19 protein-coding genes are annotated in these 17,893 nt (G+C 66.2%); 11 read left to right on the forward strand and 8 right to left on the reverse strand.

Annotated features, from left to right (window positions below; genetic code table 11):
- Positions 1–49: 49 nt before the first annotated feature.
- The 5 genes from F9Z44_RS16305 (at position 50) to F9Z44_RS16325 (ending at position 5,142) form a co-directional block, all read left to right on the forward strand.
- Positions 50–1,693, forward strand: a complete 1,644-nt coding sequence (locus F9Z44_RS16305) for a SulP family inorganic anion transporter (RefSeq protein ID WP_159607779.1) — start codon at positions 50–52, stop codon at positions 1,691–1,693.
- A gap of 58 nt (positions 1,694–1,751) precedes the next feature.
- Positions 1,752–1,964 carry a DUF3460 family protein gene (locus tag F9Z44_RS16310; protein ID WP_159607780.1) on the forward strand — a complete coding sequence of 71 codons (213 nt, stop codon included), beginning with the start codon at positions 1,752–1,754 and terminating at the stop codon, positions 1,962–1,964.
- 26 nt (positions 1,965–1,990) lie between these two features.
- On the forward strand, positions 1,991–2,842 hold the full coding sequence (locus F9Z44_RS16315; RefSeq protein WP_159607781.1) for a segregation and condensation protein A: 852 nt from the start codon (positions 1,991–1,993) through the stop codon (positions 2,840–2,842).
- Between the two features lie 12 nt (positions 2,843–2,854).
- A complete protein-coding gene (nadB, locus tag F9Z44_RS16320; protein WP_159607782.1) occupies positions 2,855–4,462 on the forward strand; it encodes an L-aspartate oxidase in 1,608 nt (535 codons plus the stop codon).
- A gap of 272 nt (positions 4,463–4,734) precedes the next feature.
- Positions 4,735–5,142, forward strand: a complete 408-nt coding sequence (locus F9Z44_RS16325; RefSeq protein WP_159607783.1) for a hypothetical protein — start codon at positions 4,735–4,737, stop codon at positions 5,140–5,142.
- A 4-nt stretch (positions 5,143–5,146) separates the two neighbouring features.
- Here F9Z44_RS16325 and nadA read toward each other — a convergent pair whose 3' ends face one another.
- Complete coding sequence (nadA, locus tag F9Z44_RS16330; protein WP_159607784.1) at positions 5,147–6,253, reverse strand: quinolinate synthase NadA; 1,107 nt, start codon at positions 6,251–6,253, stop codon at positions 5,147–5,149.
- A 20-nt stretch (positions 6,254–6,273) separates the two neighbouring features.
- Entirely contained in the window at positions 6,274–7,137 is an 864-nt protein-coding gene (gene nadC, locus F9Z44_RS16335) for a carboxylating nicotinate-nucleotide diphosphorylase (protein WP_159607785.1), read from the reverse strand.
- A 72-nt stretch (positions 7,138–7,209) separates the two neighbouring features.
- Between nadC and panB the strand changes: the two genes are divergently transcribed.
- The 3 genes from panB to F9Z44_RS16350 all read left to right on the forward strand — a co-directional run bounded on the left by panB (position 7,210) and on the right by F9Z44_RS16350 (position 9,281).
- Entirely contained in the window at positions 7,210–8,097 is an 888-nt protein-coding gene (panB, locus tag F9Z44_RS16340; protein ID WP_159607786.1) for a 3-methyl-2-oxobutanoate hydroxymethyltransferase, read from the forward strand.
- Positions 8,098–8,166: 69 nt separating this feature from the next.
- Positions 8,167–9,018 carry a pantoate--beta-alanine ligase gene (panC, locus tag F9Z44_RS16345; RefSeq protein WP_159607787.1) on the forward strand — a complete coding sequence of 284 codons (852 nt, stop codon included), beginning with the start codon at positions 8,167–8,169 and terminating at the stop codon, positions 9,016–9,018.
- A gap of 17 nt (positions 9,019–9,035) precedes the next feature.
- Positions 9,036–9,281: a DUF1272 domain-containing protein gene (locus F9Z44_RS16350; RefSeq protein WP_159607788.1), complete on the forward strand. Its 246-nt coding sequence runs from the start codon at positions 9,036–9,038 to the stop codon at positions 9,279–9,281.
- A 33-nt stretch (positions 9,282–9,314) separates the two neighbouring features.
- On the opposite strand, the gene F9Z44_RS16355 is transcribed toward F9Z44_RS16350, so the two are convergent.
- The 4 genes from F9Z44_RS16355 to F9Z44_RS16370 form a co-directional block, all read right to left on the reverse strand.
- Complete coding sequence (locus F9Z44_RS16355) at positions 9,315–10,337, reverse strand: NAD(P)H-dependent glycerol-3-phosphate dehydrogenase (protein ID WP_159607789.1); 1,023 nt, start codon at positions 10,335–10,337, stop codon at positions 9,315–9,317.
- Between the two features lie 22 nt (positions 10,338–10,359).
- Complete coding sequence (secB, locus tag F9Z44_RS16360) at positions 10,360–10,818, reverse strand: protein-export chaperone SecB (RefSeq protein WP_056272968.1); 459 nt, start codon at positions 10,816–10,818, stop codon at positions 10,360–10,362.
- 104 nt (positions 10,819–10,922) lie between these two features.
- Entirely contained in the window at positions 10,923–11,180 is a 258-nt protein-coding gene (gene grxC / locus F9Z44_RS16365; protein WP_159607790.1) for a glutaredoxin 3, read from the reverse strand.
- A 40-nt stretch (positions 11,181–11,220) separates the two neighbouring features.
- Entirely contained in the window at positions 11,221–11,631 is a 411-nt protein-coding gene (locus F9Z44_RS16370) for a rhodanese-like domain-containing protein (RefSeq protein WP_159607791.1), read from the reverse strand.
- Positions 11,632–11,746: 115 nt separating this feature from the next.
- Between F9Z44_RS16370 and gpmA the strand changes: the two genes are divergently transcribed.
- From gpmA to F9Z44_RS16385, 3 genes are all read left to right on the forward strand, one after another.
- The gene (gene gpmA, locus F9Z44_RS16375; RefSeq protein WP_159607792.1) at positions 11,747–12,490 is read left to right on the forward strand and encodes a 2,3-diphosphoglycerate-dependent phosphoglycerate mutase; all 744 of its coding nucleotides are present in this window, start codon (positions 11,747–11,749) and stop codon (positions 12,488–12,490) included.
- Between the two features lie 147 nt (positions 12,491–12,637).
- Positions 12,638–14,119 carry a S41 family peptidase gene (locus F9Z44_RS16380; RefSeq protein WP_159607793.1) on the forward strand — a complete coding sequence of 494 codons (1,482 nt, stop codon included), beginning with the start codon at positions 12,638–12,640 and terminating at the stop codon, positions 14,117–14,119.
- Positions 14,120–14,153: 34 nt separating this feature from the next.
- Positions 14,154–14,906 carry a HesA/MoeB/ThiF family protein gene (locus F9Z44_RS16385; RefSeq protein ID WP_159608773.1) on the forward strand — a complete coding sequence of 251 codons (753 nt, stop codon included), beginning with the start codon at positions 14,154–14,156 and terminating at the stop codon, positions 14,904–14,906.
- A 15-nt stretch (positions 14,907–14,921) separates the two neighbouring features.
- On the opposite strand, the gene F9Z44_RS16390 is transcribed toward F9Z44_RS16385, so the two are convergent.
- Positions 14,922–15,437, reverse strand: coding sequence for a thermonuclease family protein (locus tag F9Z44_RS16390; RefSeq protein ID WP_159607794.1), 516 nt, complete (start codon positions 15,435–15,437; stop codon positions 14,922–14,924).
- Positions 15,434–17,857 carry a ligase-associated DNA damage response DEXH box helicase gene (locus F9Z44_RS16395; RefSeq protein ID WP_236574166.1) on the reverse strand — a complete coding sequence of 808 codons (2,424 nt, stop codon included), beginning with the start codon at positions 17,855–17,857 and terminating at the stop codon, positions 15,434–15,436. The genes F9Z44_RS16390 and F9Z44_RS16395 overlap by 4 nt, the downstream gene beginning before the upstream one ends.
- Positions 17,858–17,893 lie beyond the last annotated feature (36 nt).

Below are 17,893 nucleotides of genomic sequence, written 5' to 3' on the forward strand. Positions count from 1 at the left end.
AGGCCTGGACTGACAGCACCGTGAACCGTTGCCAAAGGTAACATGCGCCATGTTTCAAGGATTGCCGCCCCTCGCCCCGTTCCGCCCGAGACTGATTCAAGACCTCAAGGGCTACACCCGGGACAAGCTGGCGCGTGACGTGGGGGCGGGCGCCACGGTCGGCATCGTCGCGCTGCCACTGGCCATGGCCTTTGCCATCGCCAGCGGCCTCAAACCCGAAGCCGGTCTGTGGACCGCCATCATCGCGGGCTTCCTGATTTCGGCCCTGGGCGGCACCTCGGTGCAAATCGGTGGCCCGGCCGGTGCCTTCATCGTCATCGTCTACGGCATCGTCGAGCGCTACGGCCTGGCCAACCTGCTGATCTCCACCGCCAGCGCTGGCGTGCTGCTGTTCCTCATGGGTCTGTTTCGCCTGGGCACGCTGGTGCGCTATGTGCCGGTGACGGTGGTGATCGGATTCACCAATGGCATCGCGGTGCTCATTGGCCTGTCGCAAGTGCGCGATCTGCTGGGCCTGGACATCGCCAAGATGCCCGCCAGCTTTTTCGGTCAGATCGGCGCGATCGCCGGCCACATCCACAGCCTCAATCTGTTTGCGCTCGGGCTTGGCGCCCTGTGTGTGCTGGGCCTGGTGGTGTGGCCGCGGCTGTGGGCGGTGGATTCGCAGTTCCGCCGCCAGCTGGAATCGATTGAGACGGTGAGCGCCCTCAGGGCCACCTCCCGCATTCCCGGCCCGGTGGTGGCGCTGATCACCCTCTCGCTGCTGGCCTGGTTGCTCAGCCTGCCGGTGGAGACGGTGGGCACGCGCTTTGGCGGCATCCCGCAGGGCATGCCGGCGTTCGAACTGCCGGACTTCTCCTGGGAAACCGTGCGCCTGCTGGTCACGCCCACGCTCACCATCGCGCTGCTGGGGGCCATCGAGTCGCTGCTGTGCGCGCGCGTGGCCGACCAGCTCGGCGACGCACCCAAGCACGACCCTAACCAGGAGCTCATGGCGCAGGGCATTGCCAACACCGTAGTGCCCTTCTTCGGCGGCATGCCGGCCACCGGCACCATCGCACGCACGGTGACCAACATCCGCGCAGGCGCCGCCTCGCCGGTGGCGGGCATGGTGCACGCCGTCACGCTGGCCGCCGTGGTGCTGCTGGCCGCACCCCTGGCCTTCCACATTCCGCTGGCCGTGCTGGCCGGTGTGTTGCTGTTCGTGGCCTGGAACATGGGCGAATGGCGAGAGTTCGCGCGGCTCAAGCACTTCAGCAACCACTACCGGTTGATGATGCTGTCCACTTTTTTCGTCACCATCGTCTTTGACCTCACGGTGGCGGTCGAACTCGGCCTGGTGCTCGCGGTGGTGCTGTTCGTGCGACGCCAGAGCGATATTTTCCGGGCGGAGCCGGTGGCGCGCACCGAACACCAGGCCACCTACAAGCTCTATGGTTCGCTCTTCTTTGGCGCCGTGGCCAAGATCGACCCGATCGTGGCCGATGTGGAACAGTCACCCACGCCCGTCAACGTGATGCTGGATGCCAGCCACATGATTTCGCTGGACACCACCGGGCTGGACGCGCTGGAGCAATTGCACAAGGCGGTCCACAAACGCGGCGGGCATCTCGGCATGGTGGGCCTGCATCCGCAGCCACGCTCGCTGATCGAACGCTCCGGCTTTGCGGCGCGGCTCAACACCTGCGAGTAAGCCACACAGCCCCGGACCGGTAAAATTGTGCCTTTCTTCGCACCAGGCCTCGACCACCATGTCCTTCTTTGCCCGCCCGCACTACAAGTCCGACGCCACGCAGTTCATCGAGAAACTCAAGGCAGACAAGCCCGGGCTGGAACAGTCGCAACGCCAGGGCCGCTCCCTCCTGTGGGACAAGGAGATCGACCGCAGTTTCCAGGCCGAGGCCGAAACCGCCCGTGTGCCGCAGCAGCCCTACGTCTACCAGACCGGCTCGGATCACAGCTGAACTGACGGCGCTCACGCCACAGCGACATGGGCAACGAGGTCCACACACTCGACGAACCGCCTCAAGGGCTGGACGCGGTGCTGCCCACGGTGGTCGACCACGTGGCGCTGGCGCGCTTGTACGGCGAACCGCTGTTCGCCATGCCGCGCGACCTCTACATCCCGCCGGACGCGCTGCAGATTTTTCTCGAAGCCTTTGAGGGCCCGCTGGACCTGCTGCTGTACCTGATCCGCAAGCAGAACTTCAACATCCTCGACATCCCGATGGCGGCGGTGACCCGCCAGTACCTCACCTATGTGGACGAGATCCGGGCCAACAACCTGGAGCTGGCGGCCGAGTACCTGCTGATGGCAGCCATGCTGATCGAGATCAAGTCGCGCATGCTGCTGCCGCCCAAGAAGACGGCCGAGGGCGAAGAAGCCGAAGACCCGCGCGCCGAGCTGGTGCGCCGCCTGCTCGAATACGAACAGATGAAGCTGGCCGCCCAGCGCCTGGCCGACGCACCACAGTACGGCCGTGATTTCCTGCGTGCCCAGGTGTATGTGGAGCAGGCACTGGCGCCGCGCTTCCCCGACGTGAGCGCGCTCGACCTGCAAAGCGCCTGGCGCGACATCTTAAAGCGCGCCAAGCTCGTGCAGCACCACAAGATCAGCCGCGAGGAACTCTCGGTGCGCGAGCACATGAGCATCGTGCTGCGCCGCCTGCAGGGCCGCAAGTTCGTCGAATTCGGTGACCTGTTCGATCCTGAAAAGGGCTCACCCGTGCTGGTCGTCACGTTCATTGCGATGCTGGAACTGGCCAAAGAGACGCTCATTGAACTGACCCAGGCCGAGGCCTTCGCCCCCATTTATGTCCGCCTGGCTTACACGCCGAGCTAGCTTTTTCCACACATGACCGATCTTCACCGCTTCGACGTCCTCATCATCGGCAGCGGCCTGGCCGGTCTGACCGCAGCGCTGCACCTGTCCACCACCCACCGCGTGGCCGTGGTCACCAAGCGCGCCCTGCTCGATGGATCGAGCAACTGGGCACAAGGGGGTATTGCGGCGGTGCTGGCCGAGGGCGACAGCCTGGCCTCGCACGTCGACGACACCCTGGTGGCCGGCGCCGGTCTGTGCGACCTTGAAGCCACGCAGTTCACGGTGGAGAACGCGCCCGCGGCCATCGCCTGGCTGCAAGAACTCGGCGTGCCTTTTTCGCTGGAGCACGGCGAACTGCACCTCACGCGCGAAGGCGGTCACAGCCACCGGCGCATCGTGCACGCGGCCGATGCCACGGGTGCTGCGGTGCAGGCCACGCTGGTCGAGCGCGTACGCAACACACCCGCCATCCAGGTGTTCGAGCACCACATGCTGGTCGACCTGATCACCGACCGCAAGCTGACCGGCCACGATCCAGCCCGCCAGGTCGCCGAACGCTGCTTCGGTGCCTACGTACTGGACACCGTGCGCGACGAGGTGGTCACCTTCAGCGCCGCCCACACCGTGCTGGCCACGGGCGGTGCGGGCAAGGTCTACCTCTACACCACCAACCCCGACACCGCCACCGGTGACGGCATTGCCGCAGGCTGGCGAGCAGGCTGCCAGGTGGGCAACATGGAGTTCATCCAGTTCCACCCGACCTGCCTCTACCACCCGCATGCCAAGAGCTTTCTGATCACCGAGGCCGTGCGCGGTGAAGGCGGCCTGCTCAAGCTGCCACCGCACCTGGGTGGTCACCGCTTCATGCCCGATCACGACCCGCGAGCCGAGCTCGCACCGCGCGACGTGGTGGCGCGCGCGATCGACTTCGAAATGAAGAAACACGGGCTGGATTGCGTGCACCTGGACATCTCGCACCAGCCGCCCGAGTTCCTGCAAGAGCACTTCCCCAACATCCTGGCGCGCTGCGCCGAGCTGGGCATCGACATCGCGAAGGAGCCGATTCCCGTGGTGCCAGCGGCCCACTACACCTGCGGCGGCCTGGTGACCGACCTCGGTGGCCGAACCGACATCGCCGGCCTGTACGCCGTGGGTGAAACCACCTGCACCGGTCTGCACGGGGCCAACCGCCTGGCGAGCAATTCGCTGGTGGAGTGCATGGTGTTTGCGCAGGGCGCGGTGAACGCGATCCGCTCGGCGACCAGCACCGATGCGCCGGCCATGCCACTGTGGGACGACAGCCGCGTGACCGACGCCGACGAGCAGGTGGTGATTTCACACAACTGGGACGAGCTTCGCCGCTTCATGTGGGACTACGTGGGCATCGTGCGCACCAACAAGCGCCTGGAGCGGGCGGCGCACCGCATCTCGTTGCTGCAGGCGGAAATTCACGAGTTCTATTCGCAGTTCCACGTCACGCGAGACCTGCTGGAGCTGCGCAACCTGGTGCAGGTGGCCGACCTGATCGTGATGTCAGCCATGCTGCGGCACGAGAGCCGCGGCCTGCACTTCAGCCGCGACTACCCGGAACTTCTGCCCGTGGCGAAACCGACCATCCTGGTGCCACCGGCCAGGTGATGGATCCCTGCGCGCTGCGCGGGTCGCTCCGCGGGTTGCAAGCAGCCTTGACGTGGGCCGGCAATGGTGGAACAGTCGTTGCCCGAAATCTGGAGGCTTGAGACCATGCGCCAAGGTCCTGTGCCGCTCCTTGACCGGCTCCGTCACTCCGCGGTGAATCAACACATCACCGCGCACGATTCCGACTTGCCCGGAGCGTCCAGCGCCGCCGACGGGATGTAGCTCGCACCCTTGCCAATGGATCACTCCGCCTGAACCCACCGGAGAACGCCATGAACACCACACGACACGAGGACCGGAGCGTCACCGAGCGGCTTTGCCGCGCGATCAGGGGGCGACGTTCGTCGGCGATGAAGGCCGCCGCCGCCGTGCTGATCGTCGCCGGCGTGGCAGGCTGGTCCGCGCCGACCAGCGCGCAATCGACCACTGGCGCCGAATGGCCCCTGGAAGAGATCGAGAAGGCCTTCTGGGCCTGCGACTACGCGGCGTCGACCCGCCTCGTCGAGATGGGCTCTGCGATCGCCTGCAGCCGCCTCACCGAGGCGCTGAGGCAGCTCAAGTTCGATGGTGACTTCAATGCCATGCTGAACTGGTGGCAGCAACACAAGGAGGCCGAGCACCGGGCGCTCGCCAAGGCCGGCGGCGCGTCCCTGCCGCGCTCGGCGCCGTCGGCGCGATGACCGTTCAGGCAGCGCCGATGTTCGGCACCAGCGCGCCAGGATTCTGACCACTTCGCTGTGCGCCGGTGAACGCCAGCATGCGATCAATCGGCAACCGCGCCCGGGGAATCAGCGCTGGGTCCACATGGATTTCATTCAGACCCTTCTCCAGAATCTGAGCCACGCCGGCCAGCCCGTTCATGGCCATCCACGGGCAATGCGCACAGCTCTTGCAGGTGGCACTGTTGCCGGCGGTGGGCGCTTCGATGAACACCTTGCCCGGATTCTGCTGGCGCAGCATGTGCATCATGCCGTTGTCGGTGGCCACGATGAACTCGGGTGCGTCCATCTCGCGCGCCGCGCGCAGGATGGCCGAAGTCGAGCCCACCGAGTCGGCCAGCGCGATCACGTCGGCAGGGCTCTCCGGGTGCACCAGCACCTTGGCCTTCGGGTGCTCCTTCTTCAGCGCCTGCAGTTCGAACGCCTTGAACTCGTCGTGCACGATGCACGAGCCGCCCCACATCACCATGTCGGCGCCGGTTTCGCGCTGGATGTAGCCGCCCAGGTGCTTGTCGGGCGCCCACAGGATCTTGTGGCCCTTGTCCTTCAGGGCGCTCACGATGTCGAGCGCGCAACTCGACGTGACCAGCCAGTCGGAACGGGCCTTCACCGCCGCGCTGGTGTTGGCGTAAACCACCACGGTGCGGTCCGGGTGGGCATCGCAGAAGGCGCTGAACTCGTCAATCGGGCAGCCCAGGTCCAGCGAGCAGTTGGCGTCCAGGTCGGGCATGAGCACGGTTTTCTCCGGGCTCAGGATCTTGGCCGTCTCGCCCATGAAGCGCACACCCGAGACGATCAGGGTCTGCGCGGCATGGTCGCGACCGAAGCGCGCCATCTCCAGCGAGTCGCTCACGATGCCACCGGTCTCGATCGCCAGGTCCTGCAGATCCGGGTGCACGTAGTAGTGCGACACCATCACCGCATTGCGCTCTTTCAGCAGGCGGCGGATCTTGTCTTTCAGCTCGGCGCGTTGTTTGGGACCGGGCTCCACCGGCACGCGTGCCCAGGCGTGTTGCGTGGGACAGGCGGGTTGTTCGTATTCGACGTCGATGACGCTGGTTTCGGTGTTCATGGTTTGTCCTTCGCGAGGCCTCAGAACGCCTCGAATCGCATGGAGAAATCGACGGCCTTCACATCCTTTGTGAGGGCGCCGATGGAAATGCGGTCCACGCCGGTCTCGGCCAGCGCGCGCACGGTCTGCAGGTTCACGCCACCAGAGATCTCCAGCACCGCGCGGCCTGCGTTGCGTCGCACTGCTTCCTGCAAGGTGGGGATGTCCATGTTGTCGAGCAAGACCATGGTGGCGCCGCAGGTCAGGGCCTCGTCGAGCTGCGTCAGTGTTTCCACCTCGATCTCGACAAAACGCGCCTGGGGCGCGGTCTCGCGCACCCGCTGCAGTACCTGCGCAACGCCGCCAGCCGCGGCGATGTGATTTTCCTTGATCAGCACCGCGTCATACAGGCCGATGCGGTGGTTCACGCCACCACCGGTCTTCACCGCGTATTTCTGCGCCAGCCGCAAGCCTGGCAAGGTCTTGCGCGTGTCCACGATCTGCGCGCGTGTGCCCACCACTGCGTCCACAAACACCGCTGTCTTGGTGGCCACGGCCGAGAGCAGTTGAAGAAAGTTGAGCGCGGTGCGCTCGGCGGTGAGCAGCGGTTGCGCCCGCCCTTCGATGGTGAGCACGGTCTGGTCGGGCGCACAACGCTGGCCCTCGGTCACATGCCAGGTCAGCCGGGCCCGAGAGTCCAGCGCCAGCACGGCCGCCTCGACCCACGGCGTGCCGCAGATCACCGCCGATTCGCGCGCCAGGATGCGCGCGCGCGCCGGCTTGGTGGCGTCCACCAGCGCGGCGGTCAGGTCACCCCCGTCCACGTCTTCAGCGAGGGCCAGCGCCACATCGCGCAAGGCCAGTTCCTGCAGGTCTTGGGGGGTGAATTCAGAGAGGTGTTTCATGGGCCGCAAGCATACCGGGATGGTCTATAGTCCCGCATTCTCACCCACCCCTGAAACACGCGGGACCCCAGCATGAGCACCCCCACCCCCTCCGCGCCCATGGCCACCCCATATGGCACGCTGCCCACGGCCTCGCCGCTTCCCCAGCGCAAACCCGTGAGCCTGCCGCGCCTGGCCGAAATGCGCGAGCGCGGCGAGAAGATCACCATGCTCACCGCTTACGACGCCACCTTTGCCGCCGTGGCCGACGCGGCGGGCGTGGAGTGCATCCTGGTTGGCGATTCGCTGGGCATGGTGTGCCAGGGCCTGGCCAGCACCGCCGGCGTGACGCTGGAGACGATGGCCTACCACGTTGAAAGTGTGGCGCGTGGTCTGCGCCGAGTGCAAGCCACGGCCTGGCTGCTGGGCGACCTGCCCTTCGGCAGCTACCACGAATCGAAAGAACAGGCCATGCGCAGCGCGGCCCAGCTGGTGCACGCCGGTGCACACATGGTCAAGCTGGAAGGCGGGGGCTGGACGGCGGAGACCGTGCGCTTTCTGGTCGAGCGCGGCATCCCGGTGTGCGCGCACCTGGGCCTGACACCGCAGACGGTGCATGCGCTGGGCGGCTACCGTGTGCAGGGCCGCGGCGACGCGGCCGCCCTGGTGCTCAAACGCCACGCCCTCGAACTGCAGGACGCCGGTGCCACCATGGTCGTGCTGGAAATGGTGCCTGCCGCCCTGTCAGCCGAGATCACGCGCCAGCTCCCCACCTGCCACACCATCGGCATCGGCGCTGGCCAGGGCACGGCAGGCCAGGTGCTGGTGATGCACGACATGCTAGGTGTCAATCTCGGCAAGAACCCGAAGTTCGTGCGCAACTTCATGGAGGGCGCCGGCAGCGTGCGCGACGCCATGGCGGCTTACGTGGCAGCCGTGAAAAATGGGACCTTTCCCGACGCCGCTCTGCACGCCTGGTGATCATGCCCACCCCCGAAGCGTCTTCGACGCTTCCTCCCTCAAAAGGGCGACACCCTACCGAACACTGCCATGAAAATCGTCCACACCCTTGACGACCTGCGGGCCACACTTCGCCCGTTCAACAGCCCTGCCCTGGTCCCCACCATGGGCAACCTGCACGCGGGGCATCTGGATCTGGTGCGCACCGCCAAGCCGCTGGGCGATGTGACCGTGGCCAGCATCTTCGTCAACCGCCTGCAGTTCGCACCGCACGAAGACTTCGACACCTATCCCCGCACCTTGCAGGCCGACTGCGACAAGCTCGCCGCTGCGGGTTGCGACGTGGTGTTCGCCCCGTCTGAGAAAGAGATGTACCCCGAGCCACAGGGCTTCAAGGTGCAGCCGCCCACCGAGCTGGCCGACATCCTCGAAGGCCATTTCCGCCCCGGCTTCTTCACGGGTGTGTGCACCGTGGTGATGAAGCTTTTCCAATGTGTGTTGTCCGAGGCCAAGGGCGAACGTTTTGCCGTTTTCGGCCAGAAGGACTACCAGCAGCAGATGGTGATCCGGCGCATGGTGCGCCAGTTCGAGCTGCCCATCACCATCGTCAGCGGCGACACCCGGCGCGCACCCGACGGCCTGGCCCTGAGCTCACGCAATGGTTACCTGAGCGAGGCTGAGCGGTCCGAAGCGGTGCAGCTGTCGCTGGCGCTGCGCGAGCTCGGGCGCGACGCGCTGGCCGCGGCCGATGGTCTGGCGCGGCACCTGCCCGCGCTGGAAGAGCGCGCCATGAAGGACCTGGCGGCGCGCGGCTGGCAGCCCGATTACCTGACGGTGCGCCGTCGTGTGGACCTGCAAGCGCCGCAGGCCGGCGACCCGCTGGTGGTGCTGGGCGCCGCGCGGCTGGGCAAGACGCGGCTCATCGACAACTTCGAAGTCTGAGACCGGGAGGTTTGACCGTGCTCCAGCTGCGCCCCAACTGCGAATGTTGCAACCGCGACCTGCCCAACGAATCGCTGGACGCGCGCATCTGCACATTCGAGTGCACCTTCTGCAGTGACTGTGCCGAGACCCGGCTGAGCAACACCTGTCCGAACTGCGGCGGAGAACTGGTGCGCCGCCCGCGCCGTCCGGCAGCGGCGCTGGCACGCAACCCTGCATCGACCGAGCGGGTGTTCAAGCCGGCGGGTTGTGCGGCGCCTTGAACCGGCTCCAGACCAGGCGACTTGCCCGGTCCGTTACAGCAGTTCGTCCTTGGGGTCGCGGCCCATGAGCATGGCCACGGCCTGCACGGGCAACAGAGAACCATCCAGCAGGGCCACCACCGCATCGCTGATGGGCATGTCCACACCGAGCGAGCGCGCACGTTGGGCCACGGTGCGCGCGCTGTAAACACCCTCGGCCACATGGCCCAGCGAATCCACCGCCTGCTGCAAGGTCATGCCCTGGGCCAGCAATTGACCCACTTTGCGGTTGCGAGACAGGTCACCGGTGGCGGTGAGCACCAGATCGCCCAGGCCCGAGAGGCCCATGAAGGTTTCGGCCTTGGCGCCCAAGGCCAGGCCCAGGCGCGTCATCTCGGCCAGGCCTCGGGTGACGAGCGCGGCGCGTGCGTTCAGGCCCAGCCCGAGCCCATCGCACAGGCCGGTGGCGATGGCCAGCACGTTTTTCACCGCGCCCCCCACCTCCACGCCCACGATGTCGTCGTTGGCGTACACCCGCAAAGTGGGGCTGTGGAACGCGGCGACGAGCGTGTCGCGCACGCTGGCGTGCTCGCTGGCGGCCACCAGGGCGGTGGGTTGGCCACGCGCCACCTCCAGCGCAAAACTCGGCCCGCTCAACACGCCGGCCTTGAGCTCGGGAGCGACCTGGGTGCGAACCTCGTGGCCCAACAGGCCGGTGGGGTGGGCTTGGTCCAGCGGGGCTTCAAAGCCCTTGCACAGCCAGGCCACCGGCGTGCGCTGGCCAGCCAGCAGCGCCAGCATGTCTCGCAAGCCCGCCATGGGCGTGCCGACGATCACGAGGTCGGCGCTGGTGAGCAAGACTGAACCACTGTGCAGCGAGCCGGTGGCGATCTCCAGCGTCTGCGGCACCGCCACCCCACTCAGATAACGGCGGTTTTCACGGTGCTGGCGGAGGTCGTCGGCCTGGCCGGCATCGCGCGCCCACAGCGTGACGCGCCGCGACGCTGCGGCTTGCGTGGCCGCGCTGATGGCCAGAGCGGTGCCCCAGGCGCCCGCTCCGAGCACGACGATGTTCATCGGGCCAGTGCCGGGCAAGGCCTTATTGCGTGACGATGCGGGGAGCGTCGGCGGCAGCCTGCGCCTGCTGCTGCTCGTACATGGCCTGGAAGTTGATCTCGGCCAGGTGCACGGGCGGGAAACCACCGCGCTGGATGATGTCGGCCACGTTGCTGCGCAGGTACGGATACACGATCTGCGGGCAGGCGATGCCCATGATCGGGCCCATTTGCTCTTGGGGCAGGTTGCGGATTTCGAAGATACCGGCTTGTTTGGCCTCGACCAGGAACACGGTCCGGTCCTTGATCTTGGTCGTGACAGTGGCTGTCACGCAGACCTCGAACACGCCGTCGGCCGCCGGGCTGGCTTCCACACCGAGCTGGATGTCCACCGTCGGCTGCTCCTGTTCCAGCAGGATGGCGGGCGAATTGGGCTGCTCAAGCGACGCTTCCTTGAGGTAGACGCGCTGGATCTGGAAGGTGGGTTCCTGGTTTTCTGCCATGGTGTTGTCTCGAAGAGTGCAATGAAAAAACAAACCCGCCGGGGGAGCGTTCCCGCGGCGGGCACTGGGCGAATTATGTCAGTCCGACAAGGCGGCTTGATGACTCAGGCCTGCAGCATGGGCACCAGTCCACCGCGGCCGTCGAGCGCATGAAGATCGTCACAACCACCCACATGTTGCTCGCCAATGAAGATCTGCGGCACGCTGGTGCGCCCGGTGATGGCCTTCATCTGCGCACGCAGCTCGGGCTGCCCGTCGACAAAAACCTCTTCCAGATCGGCCACACCGTGCTTTTGCAACAAGGCCTTGGCGGCGCTGCAATACGGGCAGTAAGCACTGGTGAACATCTTGACTTTGGCCATCGGATCCCTCTTGTCGGTGCGAAAAACGAAGCCGAAATGATCAGGCTTTTTGCACCGGCAGGCTGGCTGCGCGCCATGCGCCCATGCCGCCCGTCAGGGATTGAGCGTTCTCGTAGCCCAGTTTCCTGGCAGTGGCCACGGCGCGATTGGCCTTGGACCCGTTGGAGCAGACCAGGATCAAGTGCATGGCCTTGTTCTTCACCGTGCCGGGCAGCTTGGCTTCCAGCTCGGACAGTGGCACGTTCTTGGCGCCGATCACGTGGCCTGCGGCAAATTCGGCAGGCTCGCTCACATCCACCACCACCGCCTTGTCGCGGTTCATGAGCTGCACGGCCTGCGCGCTGGTGAGCGTGCCGGCACGCGCGCCAGCAGACACCATGGGCCACAACAGCATGGCGCCCGACGACAACGCCACGGCCAGCAAAATCCAGTTATCGATGAAGAAACTCACGAGGACACCTTTCGAGTAAGCCCGCGATTTTAGAATGTCGGGCTGCACTGTGCCAAAGTGAACCGCCGTGCAGCCGACTTTCACCGCTCCCTCCCCCCAACGCCACCCCTTCCCCATGCACAAACTCGTCCTGATTCGCCATGGCGAATCCACCTGGAACCTGGAAAACCGATTCACCGGCTGGACCGATGTGGACCTCACACCGACCGGCCTGAACCAGGCCCTGGCCGCCGGTCGGCTGCTCAAGGCCGAGGGCTATGACTTCGATCTGGCCTACACCAGTGTGCTCAAACGCGCCACGCGCACGCTGTGGCACGTGCTCGACGAAATGGACCGAACCTGGTTGCCGGTGGTGCACAGCTGGCGCCTCAACGAGCGCCACTACGGCGCACTGCAGGGCTTGAACAAGGCCGACACCGCCAAAAAGTACGGCGATGACCAGGTGCTGGTCTGGCGCCGCAGCTACGACACGCCGCCACCCTCCCTGGAAGCCACCGACCCCCGCTGCGAGCGGGGTGACCGCCGATACGACCGCCTCAAACCTGAGGAAGTGCCGCTGACCGAGTGCCTCAAGGACACCGTGGCCCGTGTGCTGCCGTTCTGGAACGAAGCCATGGCACCCGCCATCAAGGCCGGCAAACGCGTGGTGGTGGCCGCCCACGGCAACAGCATCCGCGCGCTGGTGAAGTACCTCGACGGCATCGGCGACGACGACATCGTGGGCGTCAACATCCCCAACGGCATTCCGCTGGTCTACGAGCTCGACGCCGACCTCAAGCCGATCAAGAGCTACTACCTGGGCGACGCCGAGGCAGCGGCCCGCGCAGCCGCTGCGGTGGCGGCGCAAGGCAAGGCCTGACAACCGGCGATCGGGACGGCCCGGGCGCCGGGCCGGGCATTGGGGAACCGAACCGATTCCCGATGCTCATAGGTGTATATTGACCCGCGTCCGGGTCAGGTAGCCCGGCATGGGCGTCATTACTGGGGTAATTCAATGGCAAAACAGGTGAGTCACAAGCTGAAGATTGCAGGCTGGGTGGCCATTGGAGCGGTCGCGGGTGCGCTGACCACGGTCCAGTTGCAGGCGGTGGCGCGTGGCACGCTGGCGCCCTTGCCGCTCGAAGAGCTGCAGCAGCTCGCCGCTGTGTTCGGCATGGTCAAGACCGACTACGTGGAGCCGGTGGACGAGAAGAAACTCATCTCCGAAGCCATCAGCGGCATGGTGTCCAGCCTCGACCCGCACTCCCAGTACTTCGACAAGAAGTCGTTCAAGGAATTCCGCGAAGGCACCAGCGGTCGATTCGTGGGCGTGGGCATCGAGATCACCATGGAAGACGGCCTGGTCAAGGTGGTCTCGCCCATCGAGGATTCGCCCGCTTTCCGCGCCGGCCTCAAGACCAACGACCTGATCACCAAGATCGACGACACCAACGTCAAAGGCTTGTCGATCAACGACGCCGTCAAGCTCATGCGTGGCGAGCCCAAGACCAAGGTGTTGCTGACCATCTTCCGCAAGGACGAGGACCGCACCTTCCCGGTGACCATCACCCGCGAAGAGATCAAGACCCAGAGCGTGAAATCTCGTGTGGTCGAGCCGGGCTACGCCTGGGTGCGTGTGTCGCAGTTCCAGGAACGCACCATCGAAGATTTCGCCCGCAAGGTGGAAGACCTCTACAAGACCGAGCCCAACCTCAAAGGTCTGGTGCTGGATCTGCGCAACGACCCGGGTGGCCTGCTCGATGCAGCCGTGGCCCTGTCCGCCGCTTTCCTGCCTGAGAACGTTACCGTGGTGTCAACCAATGGCCAGCTTGAAGACAGCAAGTTCATCTACAAGGCGATTCCGCAGCACTACCTGCGCCGCGGCGGCACCGACCCCATCAAGCGCCTGACTGAAAGCACCAAAGGCGCGCTCAAGCGTGTGCCGCTGGTGGTGATCGTCAACGAAGGCTCGGCCTCGGCCAGCGAAATCGTGGCTGGTGCCCTGCAAGACCACAAGCGCGGCACCATTCTGGGCAGCCAGACCTTCGGCAAGGGTTCGGTGCAGACCGTGCGTCCGCTGGGACCCGACACCGGCCTGAAGCTGACCACGGCGCGTTACTACACGCCCATGGGCACGTCCATCCAGGGCAAGGGCATCGTGCCCGACGTGCTGGTGGACGAAACGCTGGAGGGCAATGTGTTCTCCGCGCTGCGCACCCGCGAAGCCGATCTGTCGAACAGCCTGACCAACGGCAAAGACCCCAAGGCCACCGCCGCGCCCATGACGGACGCCTTGCGTGCCGCCGAGCAGGCGCGCAGCGAAGAACGCGAAGTGGCGCGCAAACGGCTCGAAGAAGAAGCCCGCAAGAACCCGGGGCAGCGCCTGGTGCCCGAGTTCGGCACGGAGAAGGACTTCCAGCTGGTGCAGGCCATCAACCAGCTCAAGGGCCGTCCGGTCATGGTGAGCAAGAGCCAGACACTGCGTCCGGAAGAGAAAAAAGAAAACTGAGGACACAGCGGGCTGAGGGCCCGCTGTGACGCTTTTGGACGACGCACAACTCCTGCGCTACTCGCGCCACATCCTGCTCAACGAACTCGGCGTCGAAGGCCAGGAGGCCTTGCTGGCATCGCACGCACTGATCATCGGCGCGGGTGGCCTGGGCTCGCCGGTGGCGCTGTACCTGGGCAGTGCGGGCGTGGGCCGCATCACGGTGGTGGACCACGACGTGGTCGACGAGACCAATCTGCAGCGCCAGATCGCGCACAACCTCGCGCGGGTGGGTCGCCCCAAGGCCGAATCCATCGTGGAGGCCATCGCCGCAATCAACCCGGACGTGCGGGTCACGCCCATCGTGCAGCGGGCCGACGAGGCCTTGCTGGGCGAGCTGATTGCACAGGCCGATGTGGTGCTGGACTGCACCGACAACTTTGCCACCCGCCACGCGATCAACCGGGCCTGCGTGAAACACGGCAAGCCCCTGGTGTCGGGTGCCGCGATCCGCATGGACGGGCAATTGAGCGTGTTCGATGCGCGCGCACCCGGCAACCCCTGCTACGCCTGTGTGTTCCCCGAATCGGCCGACCTCGAAGAAACCCGCTGCGCCACCATGGGCGTGTTCGCGCCGCTGGTGGGCATCGTGGGCACCATGCAGGCGGCCGAGGCGCTGAAGCTGCTCACCGGCCTGGGCTCGCGCCTCACCGGCAAACTGCTCATGCTGGATGGCCGAGACCTTGCCTTCACCGAAATCACCCTGCCGCAAAACCCGCAATGTGCGGTGTGCGGCCAGCCACACTGAGCCTCCCGGACCCGGTCAGCCGCGCGGCGGCAGGGGGCACGGCCCATGGCGTTTTCGGAAATCGCGTGGCAATTCGGGCGCAACCGCACCAAACAGGCCGAGACGGCGTTCGCGCGCTGCGGTTTCCTCGGCCTCCAGCGGCCCCAGGCTGCGCCGCCAGCGGTACGACCAGGCCTGTCCGTTGGAAACCATCCACGCCGCCACATCGTCGCCCTGGTGCATGAGGCGGGCCACGCCCCTCCCATAGTCGTCCTGTGCGCGCACACGCACCTCCACCACCTGATTCAGCACCCGACGCGCCAGCACGTCGCGCGATGCTTCGCCGCCTGCCTGGCAGATCTCGGGGGCATCGATACCGTCCAGGCGCAGCTTGCGGTATTTGCCACCGGCCAACGGCTTCACCCAGACGGTGTCGCCATCAAACACGCGGCTGACACGCGCGCTGTAGGCCTCGTCCTGAGGCACAGCCTCCTGCGCGCTGGCGCTCATCACCATCAGCAACACACACCATCCCGTCGACCAGCCCTTCATGCGTTTGCGTTTGCCTTGTCCATGTCGCGCAGCAGCTTGTCCAGCCGCGCGGAGAGTTGTTCGGTGCTCAGCCGCTCGCGCAGCCGCTCCACCATCAGCGGCAGGCTCATCGGGCTCGGGCGCTCCAGCGCCACGCTGTGCAGCTTGTGGGCGGCCATGCTCTGCAGGCAAGTGCGCAGCCGCTCGATGTCCAGTTCCTGCGAGAGCACCTCGCGCTCGGCCTGACCGAGCAGCAGGTTGCCCGGGTCGTATTGGCGAAACACCTCGAAAAACAGACCGCTGGAAGCCTGCAGTTGTTTGAGGCTCCTGGGCGCGCCCGGGTAGCCGTTGAAGACCAGTCCGGCCACCCGAGCAATCTCGCGAAAGCGGCGCTGGGCAAGTTCACCCGCGTTGAGCGACGCCATCACGTGCTCCAGCAAATCGTCCAGGTTGAACACCGATCGGTCCGTCAGGCGCGAGAGGTCGACGGGCTCACGGCTCAGCAGCTCCAGGCCGTGGTCGTTGACCGACAGACTGAACGTGTTGGGCTGCTCACGCGCCAGCCGCCAGGCCAGCAGGCTGGCCAACCCCAGGTGAACGTTCCGCCCGGCGAACGGGTACAGATACAGGTGATGACCTTCGCGCGAGCGCATGTGCTCCAGCAGCAGCTCGCCCGCCCTGGGCAGCCGTGAGACGCGGGCCTGGGTGTCGAGCATGGGGCGCGCCGCCTGCATCTCGGGTGACTCAAAGCGGCCATCAGCGGCCAGGGCCATCTGCGCCAGCACGGCTTCGGCCAGCTCGGTGGACAAGGGCATCTTGCCGCCCTGCCATGAGGGCACGGCGCCCTTGCTCTTCTCGGCCCGTTTCACCCAGGCCGTCATCTCGTGCACACGGATGAATTCGAGCAAACGCCCGGCAAAGACGAAACAGTCGCCCTTGCGCAGGCGCGCGATGAAGCCCTCTTCGATCGAACCGATGCGCCCGCCGTTCATGTACTTCACCTGCAGCGACGCATCGCTCACGATGGTGCCCACCCCCAGGCGGTGGCGGCGCGCCGTGGCGCGGCCCTGCGGTGTGTCGGGCACGCGGTACACACCGGCCTCATCGGGCTGGATTCGGTGGTAGTCGGGGTAGGCGCTCAGGCTCTCGCCGCCACGCTCGCAGAAGGCCAGCGCCCAGTCAAACGATTCGCGTGTCAGGTCTCGGTAGGCGAATGCGCTGCGCACTTCGTCGAATAGTTCATCGGGTGTGAAACCGCCGCCCAGCGCCACGGTGACCAGGTGCTGCACCAGCACATCCAGCGGTTGTTCGGGGCTGCGCCGGCTCTCCACGCGCCTGGCCAGGGCCGCTTCGCGCACGGCGGCCGCTTCCACCAGCTCCAGCGTGTTGGTGGGCACCAGCGTGACCCGGCTCGGCCTGCCCGGCGCATGCCCGCTGCGCCCGGCGCGCTGCAACAAGCGCGCCACGCCCTTGGCCGACCCGATCTGCAGCACGCGTTCGACCGGCAGAAAGTCGACGCCCAGATCAAGCGAGGACGTGGCGACCACGGCTTTGAGCTGCCCCGACTTCAAGCTTTGCTCCACCCACTCGCGCACGCCTTTGTCCAGGCTGCCGTGGTGCAAGGCCACCTGCCCGGCCCATTCGGGCCGCAGGGCCAGCAGCATCTGGTACCAGATCTCGGCCTGACTGCGGGTGTTGGTGAACACCAGCGCTGTACTCGCTGTGTCCAGTTCGCGCACCACCGGCTCCTGCATGCGCGCACCCAGGTGGCCCGCCCAGGAGTAGCGGCCTGGATCGGAGGGGATCAATGTGTCGATGGTCAGCGCCTTGTCGACACGCCCGCGCACCAGTCGGGCGCCGTTCGGACCACACAGCACCTTCAAGGCTTCATCGAGATTGCCCAGGGTCGCGCTCATGCCCCACACCAGCAGGCCGGGTTGCCAGCGTCGCAATCGCGCCAGCGCCAGTTGCACCTGCACGCCACGTTTGCTGCCGATGAGTTCGTGCCATTCGTCCACCACCACCGCGCACACACCGGCCAGCTCGGCGGGTGCATGGGTGCGCGCGAGCAGAAGCGAGAGCGATTCGGGCGTGGTGACCAGCACGGTGGGCCAGCGCCGGTCCTGTCGGGCACGCTCCGCGCTGGGCGTGTCACCGGTGCGCAGGCCCAGCGTCCAGCCGGGTGCGAGATCGGCCAGTGGAGCACGCAAGGCCGCCGCGCTGTCGGCCGCCAGGGCGCGCATGGGCGTGATCCAGAGAACCGACATGGGCGCGGGTCTGTCTGCGGGCAAGGTCTGGCGCAGACGTTCGATCAATCCGAGCCAGACCGCATAGGTCTTGCCCGAGCCGGTGGTGGCGTGCAGCAGACCGCTGTGGCCTGCACCGATGGCAGACCAGACGTCGCGTTGAAATTCGAAGGGTGACCAGTGACGCGAAGCCATCCAGAGCGCCGCGGATGCCGGCGGCGCGGTGGATGG

The organism is Hydrogenophaga sp. PBL-H3, from assembly GCF_010104355.1.
Lineage (GTDB): Bacteria > Pseudomonadota > Gammaproteobacteria > Burkholderiales > Burkholderiaceae_C > Hydrogenophaga.

Coding starts and splice junctions, on each gene's coding strand:
- F9Z44_RS16310 (WP_159607780.1), top strand. CDS start 1,752: ATGTCCTTCTTTGCCCGCCCGCACTACAAGTCCGACGCCACGCAGTTC.
- nadA (WP_159607784.1), bottom strand. CDS start 6,253: ATGAACACCGAAACCAGCGTCATCGACGTCGAATACGAACAACCCGCC.
- F9Z44_RS16305 (WP_159607779.1), top strand. CDS start 50: ATGTTTCAAGGATTGCCGCCCCTCGCCCCGTTCCGCCCGAGACTGATT.
- gpmA (WP_159607792.1), top strand. CDS start 11,747: ATGCACAAACTCGTCCTGATTCGCCATGGCGAATCCACCTGGAACCTG.
- F9Z44_RS16355 (WP_159607789.1), bottom strand. CDS start 10,337: ATGAACATCGTCGTGCTCGGAGCGGGCGCCTGGGGCACCGCTCTGGCC.
- F9Z44_RS16395 (WP_236574166.1), bottom strand. CDS start 17,857: ATGGCTTCGCGTCACTGGTCACCCTTCGAATTTCAACGCGACGTCTGG.
- secB (WP_056272968.1), bottom strand. CDS start 10,818: ATGGCAGAAAACCAGGAACCCACCTTCCAGATCCAGCGCGTCTACCTC.
- panB (WP_159607786.1), top strand. CDS start 7,210: ATGAGCACCCCCACCCCCTCCGCGCCCATGGCCACCCCATATGGCACG.
- grxC (WP_159607790.1), bottom strand. CDS start 11,180: ATGGCCAAAGTCAAGATGTTCACCAGTGCTTACTGCCCGTATTGCAGC.
- F9Z44_RS16325 (WP_159607783.1), top strand. CDS start 4,735: ATGAACACCACACGACACGAGGACCGGAGCGTCACCGAGCGGCTTTGC.
- F9Z44_RS16390 (WP_159607794.1), bottom strand. CDS start 15,437: ATGAAGGGCTGGTCGACGGGATGGTGTGTGTTGCTGATGGTGATGAGC.
- nadB (WP_159607782.1), top strand. CDS start 2,855: ATGACCGATCTTCACCGCTTCGACGTCCTCATCATCGGCAGCGGCCTG.
- F9Z44_RS16315 (WP_159607781.1), top strand. CDS start 1,991: ATGGGCAACGAGGTCCACACACTCGACGAACCGCCTCAAGGGCTGGAC.
- panC (WP_159607787.1), top strand. CDS start 8,167: ATGAAAATCGTCCACACCCTTGACGACCTGCGGGCCACACTTCGCCCG.
- nadC (WP_159607785.1), bottom strand. CDS start 7,137: ATGAAACACCTCTCTGAATTCACCCCCCAAGACCTGCAGGAACTGGCC.